This window comes from Streptomyces amakusaensis (assembly GCF_039532665.1).
Classification (GTDB): Bacteria; Actinomycetota; Actinomycetes; order Streptomycetales; family Streptomycetaceae; genus Streptomyces; species Streptomyces amakusaensis.
Map to the genome: position 1 here is coordinate 25,329 of NZ_BAAASB010000033.1, position 15,929 is coordinate 41,257.

Consider the following 15,929-nt stretch of genomic DNA (forward strand, 5'->3'; position numbering starts at 1 on the left):
GACAGTTACCACATTGGCCGCCCGGTGGACCGGACGGTCGGCCGGACAGTTAGACAGCCGGATGGACGCGTGCGGTTGGACGGATAAATGTCTTCTGCTGAGTTCCTCAATGGGCGATGCTTTTCGAACGGGGTGAAGACTGGTGATCCGCGCCATTGCCGTCATCGGCACGGGCTTGATCGGCACGTCCGTCGCACTCGCGGCGAGCCGCCGGGGAGTGACCGTTTTCCTGTCCGACCGGGACCCCCTGGCCGCCCGGACCGCCGCCGCGCTGGGCGCGGGGCGGACCCGGCCGCCGGCCGTGCCGGTGGATCTGGCGGTGCTCGCCGTGCCCCCCAGCAAGGTGGGCGCGGTCCTCGCCGAGCAGCAGGCGCGCGGACTCGCGCACTGCTACACCGATGTGGCGAGCGTGAAGGTGCTGCCGGAGCGCACGGCGCTCAGCCTGGCCCCCGATCCGTCGAGCTATGTCGGCGGACACCCCATGGCCGGCCGGGAGCGGTCGGGCCCGCTCGCCGCCCGGGCGGAGCTGTTCGAGGGCCGGCCCTGGGCCCTCACCCCGTCCCCGTTCACCTCGCCGACCGCGCTGCGCCGGGCCCGCGAACTGGCGGTGCTGTGCGGTGCGGTGCCGGTGGTCACCCAGAGCGCGTCCCATGACGAGGCCGTCGCGCTGACCTCGCACGTTCCCCATCTTCTCGCCAGTCTGATGGCGGCGCGGCTGTCCGGCGGCCCGGCCGGGGCGACCCGGTTCGCCGGTCAGGGGCTGCGCGACGTCACCCGGATCGCGGCCGGCGACCCGGGACTCTGGGGGGACATCCTCCAGGCGAACGCGCCCGCCGTGGCCGGTGTGGTCAGGGAGGTGCACGCCGATCTCTCCCGGCTGGTCGCCGCGCTGGACATGCTCTCCGGGCCGGACGCGGGGCAGCGGGCCGGGGCCATGCGGACCATGGTGGACCTGCTCGACCGGGGGGTGGCCGGCCTCGCCGGGATCCGGCCCGGCGGCCCCGGCGGCCCCGGCGGCCCGTCCGGGGGCTCCCGGGTGCGGGTGGCCGTGGCGGATCGCGCGGGGGAGCTGCCGAGACTGCTCTCCGGGGCGGTACGGGCCGGGGCCGACGCCGAGCGGGTGACCGTCGAGGACGCCGGGCCGGGCCGGCTGTCGGTCAGGTTCGGCGTCGCGCCGTGTCTCGCCGGCCGGCTGACGGCGGCCCTGGTGGCCGAGGGCTGGGACGCGCGGGGGGAAAACAGCGTGTATGCCGAAGCCTACGAAGAAGGCCCGGTACGTCCGGCTGTCCGTACCTGAGCAGTCGACTGGCTGATTCTCTATTCCCGTGCTGACGCATTTCGCCTAATCTCACCCGCACATGAATTCGAGCGATGTCCCAAAATCGTCCGTGCGCTCCCCTGTGAGTGGCTGGAAAGGGCCCACGTCGGCCGGTTCGGCTCGGTATGCTGTTTTGAGGTGTGTTTCTGTTCGGGTGGCCTCCAGACCCTGCATCCCCCACATGCTAAAACGCCGCAGGTCAGGTGCGGTTCCTTTGGGAATCGCACCGAAGGACGGTCCACGTGGCAAACATGCACGGCCAGGACATACAAAGCTGGACAGAGCACACAGAACGTACGGGGGGATCCGTGAAGTTCAGTGAAAGAGACGAGGAACTGCGACTGCTCGTCCGGCTGTACGCGGGCACCGCTCAAGGCAGGGGCGCCGTCGTCTTCACGAACGGGCCCGTCGGCTGCGGGAAGACCGCCCTGCTCCAGGACTTCGCCAGCCGGGTGAAGGAAGAGGGCGGCCTGTTCCTGTCGGTGACCGCGGCCACCAGCGAACGGCTCCATCTCTACGGCCTCATCGACCAGCTGGTGAACGCGATACGAGCCGCCGGAATCACCGCCGACCCGCTCGCCGCCGAAGAGATCGGCGTCACCGTGTCCGCGGGCGACCACCCCAGAACCTCCAGGATCCCGCTGGGTCTCCTCCAGCGCGTCAGCCGCACCATCTGCGAACTCGCCGAACGGGGACCGCTCGTCCTCGGCGTCGACGACGTCCACTTCGCCGACGAACCCTCGCTCCAGTGCCTGCGCTATCTCATCCGGCGGATCGATTCCTCGGCCGTCCTCATCATCATGAACGAGAGTTCCTGCCACGAGAGGGAACTCGCCACCCTGCACGCCGAGACACTCCATCTGCCCTACTGCCACCGCGTCCGGCTGGCCCCCCTGACCGTCAGCGGCACCGCCGACCAGCTCACCCGGCGACTGGGCGCCGTACGCTCCCCCCGCTCCGCCGAGGCCTGGTCCGACATCAGCGGAGGCAATCCGCTCCTCCTCAACGCCCTCGTCGAGGACCAGCTGATCGAGGAGCAGCTCGCCGCCGACGGCGCGCCGGCCCGGACCGACCCCGAACCGGGGGAGTCCTTTCGCCACGCCTTCCTGCGCTGCCTCCACCGCTGCGAACCCTCGATGCTCGCCGCCGCCCGCGCCCTGGCCGTCCTCGGGGACTCCGCGTCCCCCTCCCTGGTCGGCGACTTCCTCGGCGTCGACGCCACCTCCGTACGCCGCTGCCTCGCCGATCTCAACGCCGCCGGACTCCTGCTCGACCTCCGGTTCCGGCACGAGCGGGCACGCCAGGCCGTCCTCGACGGCATCACCCCCGACCGGCTGCTCCTCCTGCACGGCAGAGCCGCCGAACTCCTCCACGCGAGCGGCGCGTCCGCGCGGGCCGTAGCCGAACAGCTCATGGCCACCCACGACTCGGCCAAGGCCTCCTGGCGCGTCGGGATCCTCCGCGAGGCGGCCCGCGAGGCGATCCACCTGGGCGAGATCGCCCAGTCCGTCGACTATCTGCGCCACGCGTCGGGGATCTGCGAGGACGCCGCGCAGGAAGCGGGCGTCGCCGCCGCGCTCGCCGACGCCCAATGGCTCGTCGACCCGGTCAAGGCCGCCCGCTATCTGCCCCGGCTCAGCCACCTCGTCACCACCGGCGCGCTCACCGGCGACGAAGCCATGGTCCCCGTCAGACACCTCATGTGGCGCGGCGACTTCACCCAGGCCGAGACACTCCTCGACATCGTCGAAAGCGAATCCGTCCGGACCGGGACCGGGACCGAGGGCCGGGCCGGGGCCGGCGGACCGAAGCGGACGGCCGCCCCGGTCGATGTGAAGATCGGCCGGCTCTGGCTCTCCTTCGTCAACCCGGGCCTCGCCAAGGACACCAGACCCGCGGCCGGCCCCGGGGCCTCCTCCGCGGCGTCCCATCCGATCTCCCTCATGACCCTGCTGAACGTCACGGCGACCCTCGTCGGCGACGGCGAGGAATTCCAGGGGGCCGACCACGTCCTGCACCGCACCGACGCCGACAGCCCCCTCACCCCCGCGCTCTTCGCCCTCCTCTTCCTGATCCAGACCAGCCGCCCCGAGGAGGCGGTGCGATGGTCCGACCGGCTGCTGCGAGAGCCGTGGATACGCCATGTGCCCATGCGCCGCGCGATGTTCGAGACCATCAGATCGGCCGCCGCGCTGCGCGGCGGGGACGCCGTAGCGGCGGGCGAGTCCGCGCGCACCGCGCTGGAACAGATCACCTCGGCCGCCTGGGGCGTCGCCGTCGGCCTCCCGCTGGCGCTCGCCATCCGCGCCGCCACCGAGCAGCGTGACTTCGACGCCGTGATGCCCTACCTCAACACCGCCGTCCCGCCGGTCATGTTCGACACCCCTTTCGCCCTGCCCTACCTCCAGGCGCTGGGCCGGTACCACCTGGCCATGGGCCGCCCGCACACCGCGCTCACCAACTTCCAGTCCTGCGGCGAGCTGATGAGGCAGTGGGGAGCCGACTCGCCCGAACTCGCCGACTGGCGCAAGGACGCCGTCGCCGCCCTCGTCGCCATGCGGCAGGCGGGCCGCGCCCGGACCCTGCTGGAGGAACAGATCTCCCTTCTCGGCGACGGGCGCAGCCGTCACCGGGGCATCGCCCTGCGCCGCCTCGCGGCGATCAGCGCGGCCCCCGACCGGCAGTCGCTGCTCACCGAGGCCATCCGGATCCTCGCCGACTGCGGCGACCAGTTCGAGCTCGGCCGCGCGCAGAGCGACCTGGCGGCCGCGACCGTGCCCGACCGCCCGGACACCGCCCGCGAGGGGCTCGACGCCCCCACCGCCGGGAAGTTCCCCGCGCCGGGCCGGCGCAGATTCGACTTCGCCCACGACATCCCCCTGGCGGAGAACCCCGGCCGTACCAGCCCCCCGGCCCCGTACAGCGTGCGGAACGCCGGCGGCGGAACCGACGACGAAAAGGCCGTGCCCCCGCAGCTCGCCGAACTGACCGACGCCGAACGCCGTGTCGGCTCCCTCGCCGCCGCCGGCTGCACCAATCGAGAGATCGCGCTCCAGCTCTTCATTACGGTCAGCACGGTCGAGCAGCATCTCACCAAGATTTACCGCAAGTTAAAGGTCAGGAGCCGTTCCGGGCTGCCTGTGGAACTTCTCGCCTTCAACGACCTCCCATGCTTCCCGAATGGCGGATAAAAAGGAAACGCGTCCATGCGATGAAGTCTGACGGCTTCGGCGTGTCCAAGTGACCACTCCCGTCGGTTGGACGATGCTGGCGATCCAGTAACACCCATGTGATCCTGACGGCCGGTAATCCATTCGCCGAAATTCCTTGATTGCCTGGGGGAAATCCATGGCCGGACGCAGCCTCGACGACTATGCGAGCCTGGCGCGGGAAGGTCTGGACGCGGTGCCGGCGGAATTCCTCGCCCCGGAAGAACACGGCCGGGAGGAGAACCGCGAAATCCTCGGCCGGGCCCTCCGACGGCCGGCGGGCGAGGACCCCGCCGACCCCGCCGACCCGCCCGGGACCGCCGTCAAGATCCTCGGCCACACCTGGTCCGCCCCGCTCGTCCTCGGCCCCCTCGCCGGACTCGTCCGGCCCGAGGGCGAACCCGCCGTGATCCGGGCCGCCGGCGCGGCCGGGCTCCCGGCCGTGGTCGACGCGTTCACCGGACACACCTTCGCGGAACTCGCCTCGGCCGCCGAGGGCCCCCTCTGGCTGCGCACCCACGCCTTCCGCGACCACGGCCTCGCCCGCAGGCTCCTCTCCCGCGCGGCGGACGCCGGCTTCACGGCCGTCGTCCTCTCCGCCGGACCCCAGCGCCACCCCGGGCCCACGGCCGACCCGGCACCCGCGGCCCCCGCCAATCTCGCCGAGGACCTCCCGGCCGCCGCCCTCACGGACCCCGCCGCCCTCCTCGACGACACCCTCGACTGGCCCGGCGTCGCCCAGCTGCGCTCCGTCTCACCGCTCCCGCTGCTCGTCGCCGGGGTACGCACCGCCCAGGACGCGGTCCGTGCCCTCGACGCCGGGGCCGACGGCATCGTCACCGAGTCGCTCGGCGCGCTCCCCGGCATCGTGGCCGCCGTCGACGGGCGCTGTCCCGTGCTGCTGAGCGGCGGCGTCCGCCGGGGCGACGAGATCCTCGTCTCCCTCGCCCACGGCGCGGACGCCGTCCTCGTGGACCGCCCGGTCCTCGAAGGCCTTGTCGTCGCCGGCGGCGAAGGCGTCACGGACGTGCTGCGCGCCCTCGTCGGCGAACTGCGAACGGCCCGCACCGGCACCGGCACCGGCACCGGATCGGCCCGCCGGGGCCCCGGCGATCTGCACAGGAGCGAACTGCACAGCAGCGTCTCCGACCCGGTGCTCGACACGATGAACTTCCTCAACGAGGTCACCCAGCGCTACCCCGACGCGATCTCCTTCGCCCCCGGCCGCCCCTACGACGGCTTCTTCGACACCGAGGAGATCATCACCCACGTCCGCACCTACCTCGCCCACCTCGCCGAACAGGGCGGCTCGCCCCAGGCCATCCGTACCGCCATGTACCAGTACGGCCCCACCGCCGGCCAGATCCGCGAGATCATCGCCGACTCGCTCCGCGACGACGAGAACATCGACGTCCCGCCGGAGTCCATCGTGGTCACCGTCGGCGCGCAGGAGGCGATGCTGCTGGTGCTCCGCGCCCTCATCACCGGACCGGACGACGTCCTTCTCGTCTCCAGCCCCTGCTATGTCGGAATCACCGGCGCGGCCCGCCTCCTCGACATCGAACTGACCGCCGTCGAAGCCCGCGAGGACGGCCCCGCCGCCGCCGATCTCGACGCGGCGATCCGGCGGGAGAAGGCACAAGGGCGACGGCCCCGCGCCTTCTACGTCGTACCCGACCACTCCAATCCCACGGGCACCACCATGAGCGCGCGGGCCCGCGCCGAGCTGCTGGAGACGGCCGCCCGCCACGACATCCTCATCATCGAGGACAGCCCCTACCGGATGGTCAGCCCCGGCACCCGGCTGCCCACCCTCAAATCCCTCGACCACGCCCGCAGAGTGGTCCACCTCGGCTCCTTCTCCAAGACCATTTTTCCCGGCGCGCGCGTCGGCTTCGCCATCGCCGACCAGGTGGTCGTCGATGGCGAGGGCGGCACCGGCCTCCTCGCCGACGAACTCGCCAAGATCAAGAGCATGGTCACGGTGAACACCTCGTCCCTGAGCCAGGCAGCCGTCGCCGGGGCCCTCCTCGCCGCCCGGGGCCGGATCTCCGAACGCAACGCCGAAGCCGCCGCGTACTACGGTGACGCGCTCCGCACCACCCTGCGGCACCTGGAGCTGAGCCTGCCCCAGGAGCGGCGGACCGCCCTCGGCGTCCGCTGGAACGAGCCCACCGGCGGCTTCTTCCTCACCGTCCATGTGCCCTTCCCGGCCGACAGTGAGGCACTCACCCGCTCCGCCCAGGAATTCGGCGTCATCTGGACGCCCATGTCCTATTTCTATCCGCAGGGCGGCGGCGATCACACGCTGAGGCTCTCCACCAGCTATCTGACCCCTGAAGAGATCAAAGAGGGCACCGCGCGCCTCGCCCGTTTCATCGAGGCGCAGAGCGCGACGCCCCGGCCGTAGACCGGCCGCCGTATTCCCATCACTCGTACGAGAAGGACGAAGAGAGTGACCGGCACAGGAAACACACAGCGAGCGCGGAGCAAACCGCGCATGTGGGGGTGGACGTTCCGTTGACCATCAGCATCGGGCAGCCGGCGATACCGGGTGCGGACACAGTCGACAGCACCGGCAGTACCTACAGCACCGAGAACACGGACGGCACGGAGAATCAGCGGGCCCCGCGCACGGCGACGGCCACCGGACCGTACATGCCGCTCGCGCCCAGGATCGTCGGAGTCGGCACCTCCGCGACCGCGACCTCCTACACCCAGCGGGAAGTCCTCGACGCCTTCGACATCGACGACCCCAAGATCCGCGGTGTCTTCCTCAACAGCGCCATCGACCGGCGCCATCTCACCCTGCCCGCCGCGGACGCCCACGGCGTCCGGCACCCCGAACCGCAGGGCGACCTCCTCGACAAACACAAGGCGCTCGCCATCGAGATGGGCGCGGAAGCACTGCGCACCTGCCTCAAACGAGCCGGAGCCGAACTCTCCGACCTGCGCCATCTGTGCTGTGTCACCTCCACCGGCTTCCTCACCCCCGGCCTCAGCGCGCTGCTCATCCGGGAACTGGGCATCGACCGGCACTGCAGCCGCTCCGACATCGTCGGCATGGGCTGCAACGCGGGCCTCAACGCCCTCGGCGTCGTGAGCGGCTGGGCCGCCGCCCACCCCGGCGAACTCGCCGTCGTACTCTGCTCGGAAGCCTGCTCCGCCGCCTACGCCATGGACTCCACCATGCGCACCGCGGTCGTCAACAGCCTCTTCGGCGACGGCTCCGGAGCGGTCGCCCTCATCGCGGGCGGCGACGAGTCCCCCGCCGTCCAGGAGGGGCCCCGCGTCCTCACATTCGCGAGCACCATCATCCCCGAGGCCGCCGACGCCATGCGCTACGACTGGGACAGGACCCAGGGCCGGTTCAGCTTCTTCCTCGACCCGCAGATCCCCTACGTGGTCGGAGCGCACGCCGAACTCACCGTCGACCGGCTGCTGGCGGGAACGGGCCTGCGCCGCAGCGACATCAAACACTGGCTGGTCCACTCCGGCGGCAAGAAGGTCATCGACGCGGTCATCGTCAACCTCGGACTCACCCGCCACGACCTGCGCCACACCGTCGGCGTACTCCGCGACTACGGCAATGTGTCGAGCGGCTCCTTCCTCTTCTCGTACGAAAGGCTCCTCGACGAGCAAGTCACCGCACCCGGCGACCACGGCGTCCTCATGACGATGGGACCGGGATCCACGATCGAAACGGCGCTGGTCCAATGGTGACCACGGGGGAGACAGCGAACATGTTCACACTGAAGATCGACGGAACCACTCCGCCGACGGCCGAGTCGGTCAAGGCCCTCGCGGCCCTCTGCGACCAGGCCGAGGACCACGCGGGCCCGGCGGCCGTCACCCTGCACGTCGAAGGCGTGCCCACCGAGGGCTGGACCACCGGACTGAGCGTGGCCGCGGTCACCAAGTGGGAGCGCACCCTGCGCCGACTGGAACGGCTGCCCACCCCCACCGTCGCCGTCGCCTCCGGGGAGTGCGGAGGCACCGCGCTCGACGCCTTCCTGGCGACCGACTTCCGGATCGCCGCCACCGGCACACGGCTGCTGCTCGTCTCCGACGGCGAGGCCACCTGGCCGGGCATGGCCGCCTACCGGCTCGTCCAGCAGGCCGGCGTCGCCGCCGTCCGCCGCGCCCTCCTCCTCGGCCGGCCGATACCCGCCGCCGAGGCCGCCGCCCTCGGCCTCGCCGACGAGGTGACCGACGACCCGGCGAGCGCCCTCGAAGCCACCGTCCGCGCCGTCCTCCAGCTGCCCGGCAAAGAGCTCGCCATCCGCCGCCAGCTCCTCTTCGACGCCACGACGACCAGCTTCGAGGACGCCATAGGCCCCCACCTCGCCGCCTGCGACCGCGCCCTGCGCCGCGTCTCCGCCGGGGCGGCCCCATGACGACGACCCTGCCCGAACACCCGGCCGCCCCGGCACTCTGGCCGAATCTCACCGAAGCCGTCCGGCACGCCGACGACCTGGTGGCCGCACTGCCCAGGCCCGGCGACCGCACCCTCGAACAGCGCGCCGTGGCCGCCGCCGCCAAGGACGCCGCCCGCGCCCTGCGCGTCCGCTATCTCGACGCCCACGCCGATGCCGTGTACGACCGGCTCACCGAGGGACGCACCGTACCCCTGCGGCTGGACGAACTCGTCGCGGCCGCAGCCACCGCCTTCCCCGGCCTGCTGCCCTCCGCCGAACGGCTCGCCGAGGAGCGCCGCAGAACCCAGGCCGACAAAGAGGGCCACGAGATCGACCAGGGCATCTTCCTCAGAGCCGTGCTGAGATCGCCCACCGCGGGCCCGCACCTCATCGACACCATGCTCCGGCCCACCCCGCGCGCGCTGCGCCTGCTGCCCGAGTTCACCCGTACCGGCTCCGTCCAGCTGGAAGCCGTACGGATCGAACGCCACGACGGCGTCGCCCGGCTCACCATGTGCCGTGACGACTGCCTCAACGCCGAGGACAACCAGCAGGTCGACGACATGGAGACCGCCGTCGACCTGGCACTCCTCGACCCGGCGGTCCGTGTCGCACTCCTGCGCGGCGGAGTGATGAGCCACCCCCGCCACCGGGGCAGACGTGTCTTCAGCGCCGGCATCAACCTCAAGAACCTCAGCTCCGGCGACATCTCCCTGGTGGACTTCCTGCTCCGCCGCGAACTCGGCTACATCCACAAAATCGTCCGGGGCGTACGCGTCGAGGACCCGGGCCGCTGGCACTCCCCGCACATCGAGAAACCCTGGGTCGCCGCCGTCGACGGCTTCGCCATCGGCGGCGGCGCGCAACTCCTCCTCGTCTTCGACCATGTCATCGCCGCCGCCGACTCCTATCTCAGCCTCCCGGCGGCGAAAGAGGGAATCATCCCCGGAGTCTCCAACTTCCGCCTCAGCCGCTTCACCGGCCCCCGCGCCTCCCGGCAGATCATCCTCCAGGGACGCAGAATCCGGGCCGCCGAACCGGACGCGCGACTCCTGGTCGACGAGGTCGCCGAACCCCACGACATGGACGACGCGATCGAACGCGCCCTTAACCGCCTCGACGGCGAAGCGGTCGTCACCAACCGGCACATGCTCAACCTCGCGGAGGAACCCGCCGAAGCCTTCCGCGCCTACCTCGCCGAATTCGCCCTCCAGCAAGCCCTGCGGATCTACGGCGAGGACGTCATCCACAAAGTCGGCCACTTCGGAGCGACCACCCCCTGAGCGGCAGCCGGACCCGCCGCCGACCACACCGGCCGGGCCCGCCGCCACCCCACAGGGCGACGGTCCCGGCCCTCCGGTGTCCAAGCGCCGGTACCGGACGGTTGGACGAAGAGGCGAGCCTCGGAGCGGGACCGGAGCGGAACGAAGAGCCGGACCAAGAGAGACAAGGACAACACACCGATGCCGATCGCACGCATCAACGGGATCAACCTCAGCTACGACACCTACGGCTCCGGCCAACCCGTCGTCATGGTCACCGGAACCGGCGCCCCCGGACGCGTCTGGCGCACCCACCAGGTCCCCGCCCTGCGCAGAGCGGGCTACCAGGTCATCACCGTCGACAACCGCGGCATCCCGCCGACCGACGTCCCCCGGAGCTTCACCCTCGCCGACATGGTCGCCGACATCGCCGCCCTCATCGAACACCTCGGCCAGGGACCCTGCCGCGTCGTCGGCACCTCCATGGGCGGAATCATCGTCCAGGAACTCCTGCTCGCCCGGCCCGAACTCGTCCACCAGGCCGTACTGATCGCCACCAGCGGACGCACCGACGCCCTCCTCGCCGGCATGTCCGCGGGCGACATCGAACTCGCCGACAGCGGAGTCAAGATCCCACCCCGCTACGCCGCCTACATCCACGCCCTCCAGAACCTCTCCCCCGAGACCCTCAACGACGAGGCCAAACTCCAGGACTGGCTGACCGTCCTCGAAATGTCCCCCGTCGACATCTCATCGGCCCGGGGCCAGCTCGGCCTGGACGTCATCCCCAACCGGCTCCCCGCCTACCGGCGCATCAGCCGCCCCTGTCTCGTCATCGCCTTCAGCGACGACCTCGTCGTACGACCCCACCTCTCCCGCGAGGTCGCCGACAGCATCCCCGGCGCGCGCTACACCGAGATAGCCGGCTGCGGCCACTACGGCTACCTGGAGAAGCCCACCGCAGTGAACACCGCCATCACCGACTTCTTCGCCCGCTGATCCCGCTGACTCCGCTGACCCGCTCCGGACCGGACCGCACCACAACCGGCCGATCACCCGTCGCCGGAAACGACACCAGAATCGTCAGCCCGCCCTCCGGCCGCGCCCGCGTGGTCACCGTCGCGTCATGCGCCTGAGCGATCGCCTGCACGATCGACAGACCGAGACCGAGCCCCTCCGTACGCGCCACCCGCGTCGCGTCCAGCCGCTGAAAAGGCTGGAACAGCCGGCCGATCTCGTCCGACGGGACCACCGGACCGGTATTCGTCACCGTCAGCGTCGCCCGGCCGTCCAACGTCCCCGTGGCCACATCCACCCGGCCGCCCCGCGTGTTGTGCCGCAGCGCGTTGTCCACCAGATTCGTCACCAGCCGCTCCGCCAGATTCCGATGCCCCGCCGCGACCGCGGGCGAGATCGACGGCAGGAACACCACCGTCCGATGGAGCGCGTCCGCCTCCCGGGAATCGATCACCTCACGCGTCAGCCGCGCCAGATCGAACGGCTCCCGCACATCGATACCGCCCTGACTCCGCGCCAGCGTCAGCAGCGCCTCGATCAGCCGCTCCTGCTGCGCGCCCGTCACCAGGATCCGTTCGTGCGCCGCCCGCAGCGACTCCACCGTCGCATCCGGATCCGCCAGAGCCACCTGCCCCAGAGCCCGCTGTCTCGCCAGCGGCGTACGCAACTCGTGCGACGCGTTCGCCACGAACCGCCGCTGCGCCTCGAACGACGTCTCCAGCCGGCTCAGCAGACTGTCGAAGGTGTCGCCCAGCTCCTTCAGCTCGTCCCCGGGCCCGTCGAGCGCCAGCCGCTGATGCAGACTCGTCGCCGAGATCGCCTGCGCCGCCGCCGTGATCGTCCGCAGCGGACGCAGTATCCGGCCCGCCACGATCCAGCCCAGCGCGATCGAGACCACCAGCATGATGGCGAGCGCGATCCCCGACTGGGTCAGCAGCTCGTTCATCAGATTGTCCTTGCTGTCCACCGGACTCGGCTGCGGGGTCACCTGCCCCGGCTGCCGCGTCGGCGCGGGCTCCGTCAGCCCCGGCAGCGGTTGCAGCGGATCGTCACTCGGCCCCAGCTTGTCCCGCCAGCTGTCCTTCACACTGTTGTTGACGAGAATGAGCATGATCGCCAAGAGCGCCGCCCCGGAGACCAGGAACAACCCCCCGTACAGCAGCGTCAGCCGCAGCCGCACACTGCGCCGCGAGCCTCCCGACCGGAACGCGCGGCCGGAGAGACGGTCCGTCACAGACATGGGCATCCTCAGATCCGGTATCCGCGCTTGGCCACGGTCTCGATGACCGGGGGATCCCCCAGCTTGGCCCGCAATCTGCTCACAGTGATCTTCACCGCGCTGGTGAACGGATCGGCCGCCTCGTCCCACACCCGCTCCAGCAGCTCCTCCGCGGACACCGCCCGCCCCTTGGACGCCAGCAGCAGCTCCAGCACCCCGAACTCCTTCGGCGCCAGATCCAGCGGACGACCGCCCCGGCTCGCCCTGCGCCGCGCCGTGTCCACCATCAGATCCCCATGGCGCACCACCGGGGGCACCAGCGGATGCGCCCGGCGCGCCAGCGCGCCGATCCGGGCGATCAGCACCGGGAAGTCGAACGGCTTCGCCAGATAGTCATCGGCCCCCAGGCTCAGCCCGTCGACCAGATCCTCCGCAGTCGCCGCCGCCGTCAGCATCAGCACCCGGCTGCGACACCCGGAGGCGATCAGCTCCGCACACACATCGTCGCCGTGCATCCCCGGTAAATCCCGGTCCAGGACGATCACGTCGTAGTCGGTGAAGAGGGCGTGCTCCAACCCCTCCTCACCGTCGAACGTCACATCCACCGTCATCTGCGCCCGACGCAGACCGACGGCCACCGTCTGCGCCATCTCCTCGTCGTCCTCCACCACGAGCACCCGCACCTGAACCCCCTCGATTCCCAGCGCCTCGGACCACCGGCCGACGCGGTGGGTCCACTTCCGAAAACGGCCGCACATCCGGCTGCGGCGACCGCCCGGTCAGAGCACTACCACACCGCCGCGCCGGACACGAACACCTTGACAAGTACTCCCAGGATCCCCTGCTCACGGTTTCCGCAGGGTTTCGTCCAACAGCCGCCCCCGACGGCCCCGCCCGCCCCGGGCGACCACCCGCCCAGCCATTCCCGCGAATTAATCCGGGAAATCTGTCAACCACTGTCCAAGTGTCAGAAATTCATGGTTGGACACTAACAAAGATGACCAACGTTGCCCGCCCACACCCGCCCCGCTAACGTGAAGCTCGTTCCGCCAACGACAATTGATGGGAGTGGTTATGGCCAACCCGTTCGACGATGAAAACGGCACCTTCCTCGTCCTGGTGAACGAGGAAAACCAGCATTCGCTCTGGCCGGCCTTCGCCGATGTTCCCGCCGGCTGGAAGGTCACCTTCGGCGAGGACACACGCAAGGCCTGCCTCTCGTACATCAACGAGACCTGGACCGACATGCGCCCGAAGAGCCTCATCGACGAGATGAACAAGGCCCGGGCGAACGGCTAGCCAAGCCCTCCCGACATCGAAGACGAAACAGAGGAGGCAGCAGTGGCGCTAATCGGCGGCCCGGGGCCGATGATGGGCGGCCCCGGGCCGGACGGACCCATGTCCAAACGACAGGTCACCCCCGGCACGACCAAGCGAATTCTTCCGTACGCCCGGCCCTACCGGCTCAGCATCGCTTTACTCCTGGGCATCGCCGCACTCAACGCGGCCATCACGGTCGCGACGCCGGTGCTGTTCAAGTACCTCATTGACAACGGTATCGCCGTACGCAATACCGAAGTCGTCGTCTGGATCGCCATAGCCGTCGCCGGTCTCGCACTGGCACACTCATTCGTCGGGTTCGCCGAGGCATGGCTGTCAGGACGAGTCGGCGAAGGGCTCATCTACGATCTGCGCACCAAAGTCTTCGACCATGTCCAGCGACAGCCGCTCGCCTTCTTCACCCGCGCCCAGACCGGCGCCCTGGTCAGCCGGCTCAACAATGACGTCATCGGCGCACAGCAGGCCATCACAGCCCTGCTCTCCACCGTCGTCTCCGCCGGCCTGACCGTCCTGTTCGTGCTGATCGCCATGTTCTATCTGTCCTGGACCGTCTCCCTCGTCTCCCTGGTGCTGCTGCCGCTCTTCGTCCTGCCCGGCAGGGTCGTCGGCCGCCGCCTCCAGCGCGTGATGAGACAGCACATGGGAGTCAACGCCGAAATCGGCTCCCTGATGAACGAGCGCTTCAACGTCACCGGAGCGCTCCTCGCCAAGCTCTACGGCCGGCCCGACAACGAGACCGGCCTCTTCGCGCGCATGGCCGGCCGCGGCCGCGACCTCGGAGTCCAGACCTCGGTCTACATGAAGATGCTCCCCATCTCCATGCTGCTCCTCGGCTCCCTGGCCCTCGCCACCGTGTACGGACTGGGCGGCGCCCTCGTCATCCGTGACGCCTTCCAGATCGGCACCCTCGTCGCGCTGGCCACTCTGGTCACCCGGCTGCTGACACCGGTCAACCAGCTCTCCAGCGCACAGGCCGACGTCATGTCCGCGCTCGTCAGCTTCGACCGCCTCTTCGAGGTGCTCGACCTCAAACCGCTCATCGCGGAGAAGCCCGGAGCCGTACCCCTGCCGGCCATCGGCGCGAAGAACGGCACCGCTCCCGCCGTCGAGTTCAGCGCAGTATCGTTCCGCTACCCGAAGGCCGCCGACGTATCGCTCGCCTCCCTCGAATCCATCGCCCTGCCCACGCAGGAGCGCACCGGAACCGAGTGGACCCTGCGCGACCTCAGCTTCACCGTCCCGGCCGGGAAGCTCACCGCCCTCGTCGGCCCCTCCGGCGCGGGCAAGACCACCATCACCCAGCTCGTGCCCCGGCTGTACGACGCGGTCGAGGGAACCGTCAGCATCGGCGGCCACGACGTCCGCGATCTCACCCTGGAATCGCTCCGCACCTCCATCGGCATGGTCACCCAGGACGCGCACCTCTTCCACACCACCATCCGGGGGAACCTCGTCTACGCGAAGCCCGACGCCACGGAGCAGGAGCTGATGGAGGCGTGCAGGGCGGCGCAGATCTGGCAGCTGATCGAATCGCTCCCCGACGGCCTCGACACCGTCGTCGGCGACCGCGGATACCGGCTCTCCGGCGGTGAGAAGCAGCGCATCGCGATGGCACGGCTGCTGCTCAAGGCCCCGCCGATCGTGGTCCTGGACGAGGCCACGGCGCATCTCGACTCGGAGTCCGAGGCCGCCCTCCAGCGCGCGCTCAAGACCGCGCTCGCCGGGCGGACCTCACTGGTGATCGCTCACCGGCTCTCCACCATCCGTGAGGCGGACCAGATACTCGTCATCGACCAGGGACGGGTCCAGGAGCGCGGTACGCACGACGAGCTGCTGGCACAGGACGGGCTGTACGCGGAACTCCACCGCACCCAGTTCGCCGGCCAGGGCACTCCGTCGGCCAACGGCGACGGGCCGGCAGCACCGCACCGGATCCCCGAGCACGTCGGCCCCCACGGAGGCTTCCCCGGCGGTCCGCCGCCGGGTCCGTACGCCGGCGGCCCGCCGCCCCCCGGCCCCTACCCGGGCATGCCGGGCCCCGGCTTCCACCCCGGCGGCCCCGGTCCCGGCCCTGGCCCCGGAGTCTTCCCGGGCGGCCCGCCTCCGGGCTGAGCCACACCGAGCACGGACGGGCCGACGGGACGA

The 15,929-nt window shown here is 70.5% G+C and carries 11 protein-coding genes; 9 read left to right on the forward strand and 2 right to left on the reverse strand.

Annotated features, from left to right (window positions below; genetic code table 11):
• Positions 1-145: 145 nt before the first annotated feature.
• The 7 genes from ABD371_RS34145 to ABD371_RS34175 all read left to right on the forward strand — a co-directional run bounded on the left by ABD371_RS34145 (position 146) and on the right by ABD371_RS34175 (position 11,206).
• The gene (locus ABD371_RS34145) at positions 146-1,297 is read left to right on the forward strand and encodes a prephenate dehydrogenase (protein ID WP_381735449.1); all 1,152 of its coding nucleotides are present in this window, start codon (positions 146-148) and stop codon (positions 1,295-1,297) included.
• Between the two features lie 329 nt (positions 1,298-1,626).
• Positions 1,627-4,509 (forward strand): helix-turn-helix transcriptional regulator, encoded by a 2,883-nt coding sequence (locus ABD371_RS34150; protein ID WP_344486079.1) that lies wholly within the window; start codon positions 1,627-1,629, stop codon positions 4,507-4,509.
• A gap of 157 nt (positions 4,510-4,666) precedes the next feature.
• Positions 4,667-6,937, forward strand: a complete 2,271-nt coding sequence (locus ABD371_RS34155) for an aminotransferase class I/II-fold pyridoxal phosphate-dependent enzyme (RefSeq protein WP_344486082.1) — start codon at positions 4,667-4,669, stop codon at positions 6,935-6,937.
• 248 nt (positions 6,938-7,185) lie between these two features.
• Positions 7,186-8,250, forward strand: coding sequence for a 3,5-dihydroxyphenylacetyl-CoA synthase DpgA (gene dpgA, locus ABD371_RS34160; RefSeq protein ID WP_344486110.1), 1,065 nt, complete (start codon positions 7,186-7,188; stop codon positions 8,248-8,250).
• A 20-nt stretch (positions 8,251-8,270) separates the two neighbouring features.
• Positions 8,271-8,924 (forward strand): enoyl-CoA-hydratase DpgB, encoded by a 654-nt coding sequence (gene dpgB, locus ABD371_RS34165; RefSeq protein ID WP_344486085.1) that lies wholly within the window; start codon positions 8,271-8,273, stop codon positions 8,922-8,924.
• Complete coding sequence (gene dpgC / locus ABD371_RS34170; RefSeq protein WP_344486088.1) at positions 8,921-10,228, forward strand: (3,5-dihydroxyphenyl)acetyl-CoA 1,2-dioxygenase DpgC; 1,308 nt, start codon at positions 8,921-8,923, stop codon at positions 10,226-10,228. The genes dpgB and dpgC overlap by 4 nt, the downstream gene beginning before the upstream one ends.
• Positions 10,229-10,408: 180 nt before the next feature.
• On the forward strand, positions 10,409-11,206 hold the full coding sequence (locus ABD371_RS34175) for an alpha/beta fold hydrolase (RefSeq protein ID WP_344486091.1): 798 nt from the start codon (positions 10,409-10,411) through the stop codon (positions 11,204-11,206).
• Here the strand turns inward: ABD371_RS34175 and ABD371_RS34180 are convergent.
• Entirely contained in the window at positions 11,184-12,464 is a 1,281-nt protein-coding gene (locus ABD371_RS34180; RefSeq protein ID WP_344486094.1) for a sensor histidine kinase, read from the reverse strand. The two genes, ABD371_RS34175 and ABD371_RS34180, sit on opposite strands and share 23 nt — an antisense overlap.
• A gap of 8 nt (positions 12,465-12,472) precedes the next feature.
• Positions 12,473-13,126 (reverse strand): response regulator transcription factor, encoded by a 654-nt coding sequence (locus tag ABD371_RS34185; RefSeq protein WP_344486097.1) that lies wholly within the window; start codon positions 13,124-13,126, stop codon positions 12,473-12,475.
• A gap of 391 nt (positions 13,127-13,517) precedes the next feature.
• On the opposite strand from ABD371_RS34185, the gene ABD371_RS34190 reads away from it, so the two are divergent.
• Positions 13,518-13,742 carry an MbtH family protein gene (locus ABD371_RS34190; RefSeq protein WP_190126863.1) on the forward strand — a complete coding sequence of 75 codons (225 nt, stop codon included), beginning with the start codon at positions 13,518-13,520 and terminating at the stop codon, positions 13,740-13,742.
• Between the two features lie 99 nt (positions 13,743-13,841).
• A complete protein-coding gene (locus ABD371_RS34195; protein WP_344486101.1) occupies positions 13,842-15,896 on the forward strand; it encodes an ABC transporter ATP-binding protein in 2,055 nt (684 codons plus the stop codon).
• The last annotated feature ends 33 nt before the right edge of the window (positions 15,897-15,929 follow it).

Excerpts from the sequence above, each read along its gene's own strand:
- dpgB (WP_344486085.1), top strand. The coding sequence starts at position 8,271 with ATGTTCACACTGAAGATCGACGGAACCACTCCGCCGACGGCCGAGTCG.
- ABD371_RS34190 (WP_190126863.1), top strand. The coding sequence starts at position 13,518 with ATGGCCAACCCGTTCGACGATGAAAACGGCACCTTCCTCGTCCTGGTG.
- ABD371_RS34175 (WP_344486091.1), top strand. The coding sequence starts at position 10,409 with ATGCCGATCGCACGCATCAACGGGATCAACCTCAGCTACGACACCTAC.
- ABD371_RS34195 (WP_344486101.1), top strand. The coding sequence starts at position 13,842 with ATGTCCAAACGACAGGTCACCCCCGGCACGACCAAGCGAATTCTTCCG.
- dpgA (WP_344486110.1), top strand. The coding sequence starts at position 7,186 with ATGCCGCTCGCGCCCAGGATCGTCGGAGTCGGCACCTCCGCGACCGCG.
- ABD371_RS34155 (WP_344486082.1), top strand. The coding sequence starts at position 4,667 with ATGGCCGGACGCAGCCTCGACGACTATGCGAGCCTGGCGCGGGAAGGT.
- ABD371_RS34180 (WP_344486094.1), bottom strand. The coding sequence starts at position 12,464 with ATGTCTGTGACGGACCGTCTCTCCGGCCGCGCGTTCCGGTCGGGAGGC.
- dpgC (WP_344486088.1), top strand. The coding sequence starts at position 8,921 with ATGACGACGACCCTGCCCGAACACCCGGCCGCCCCGGCACTCTGGCCG.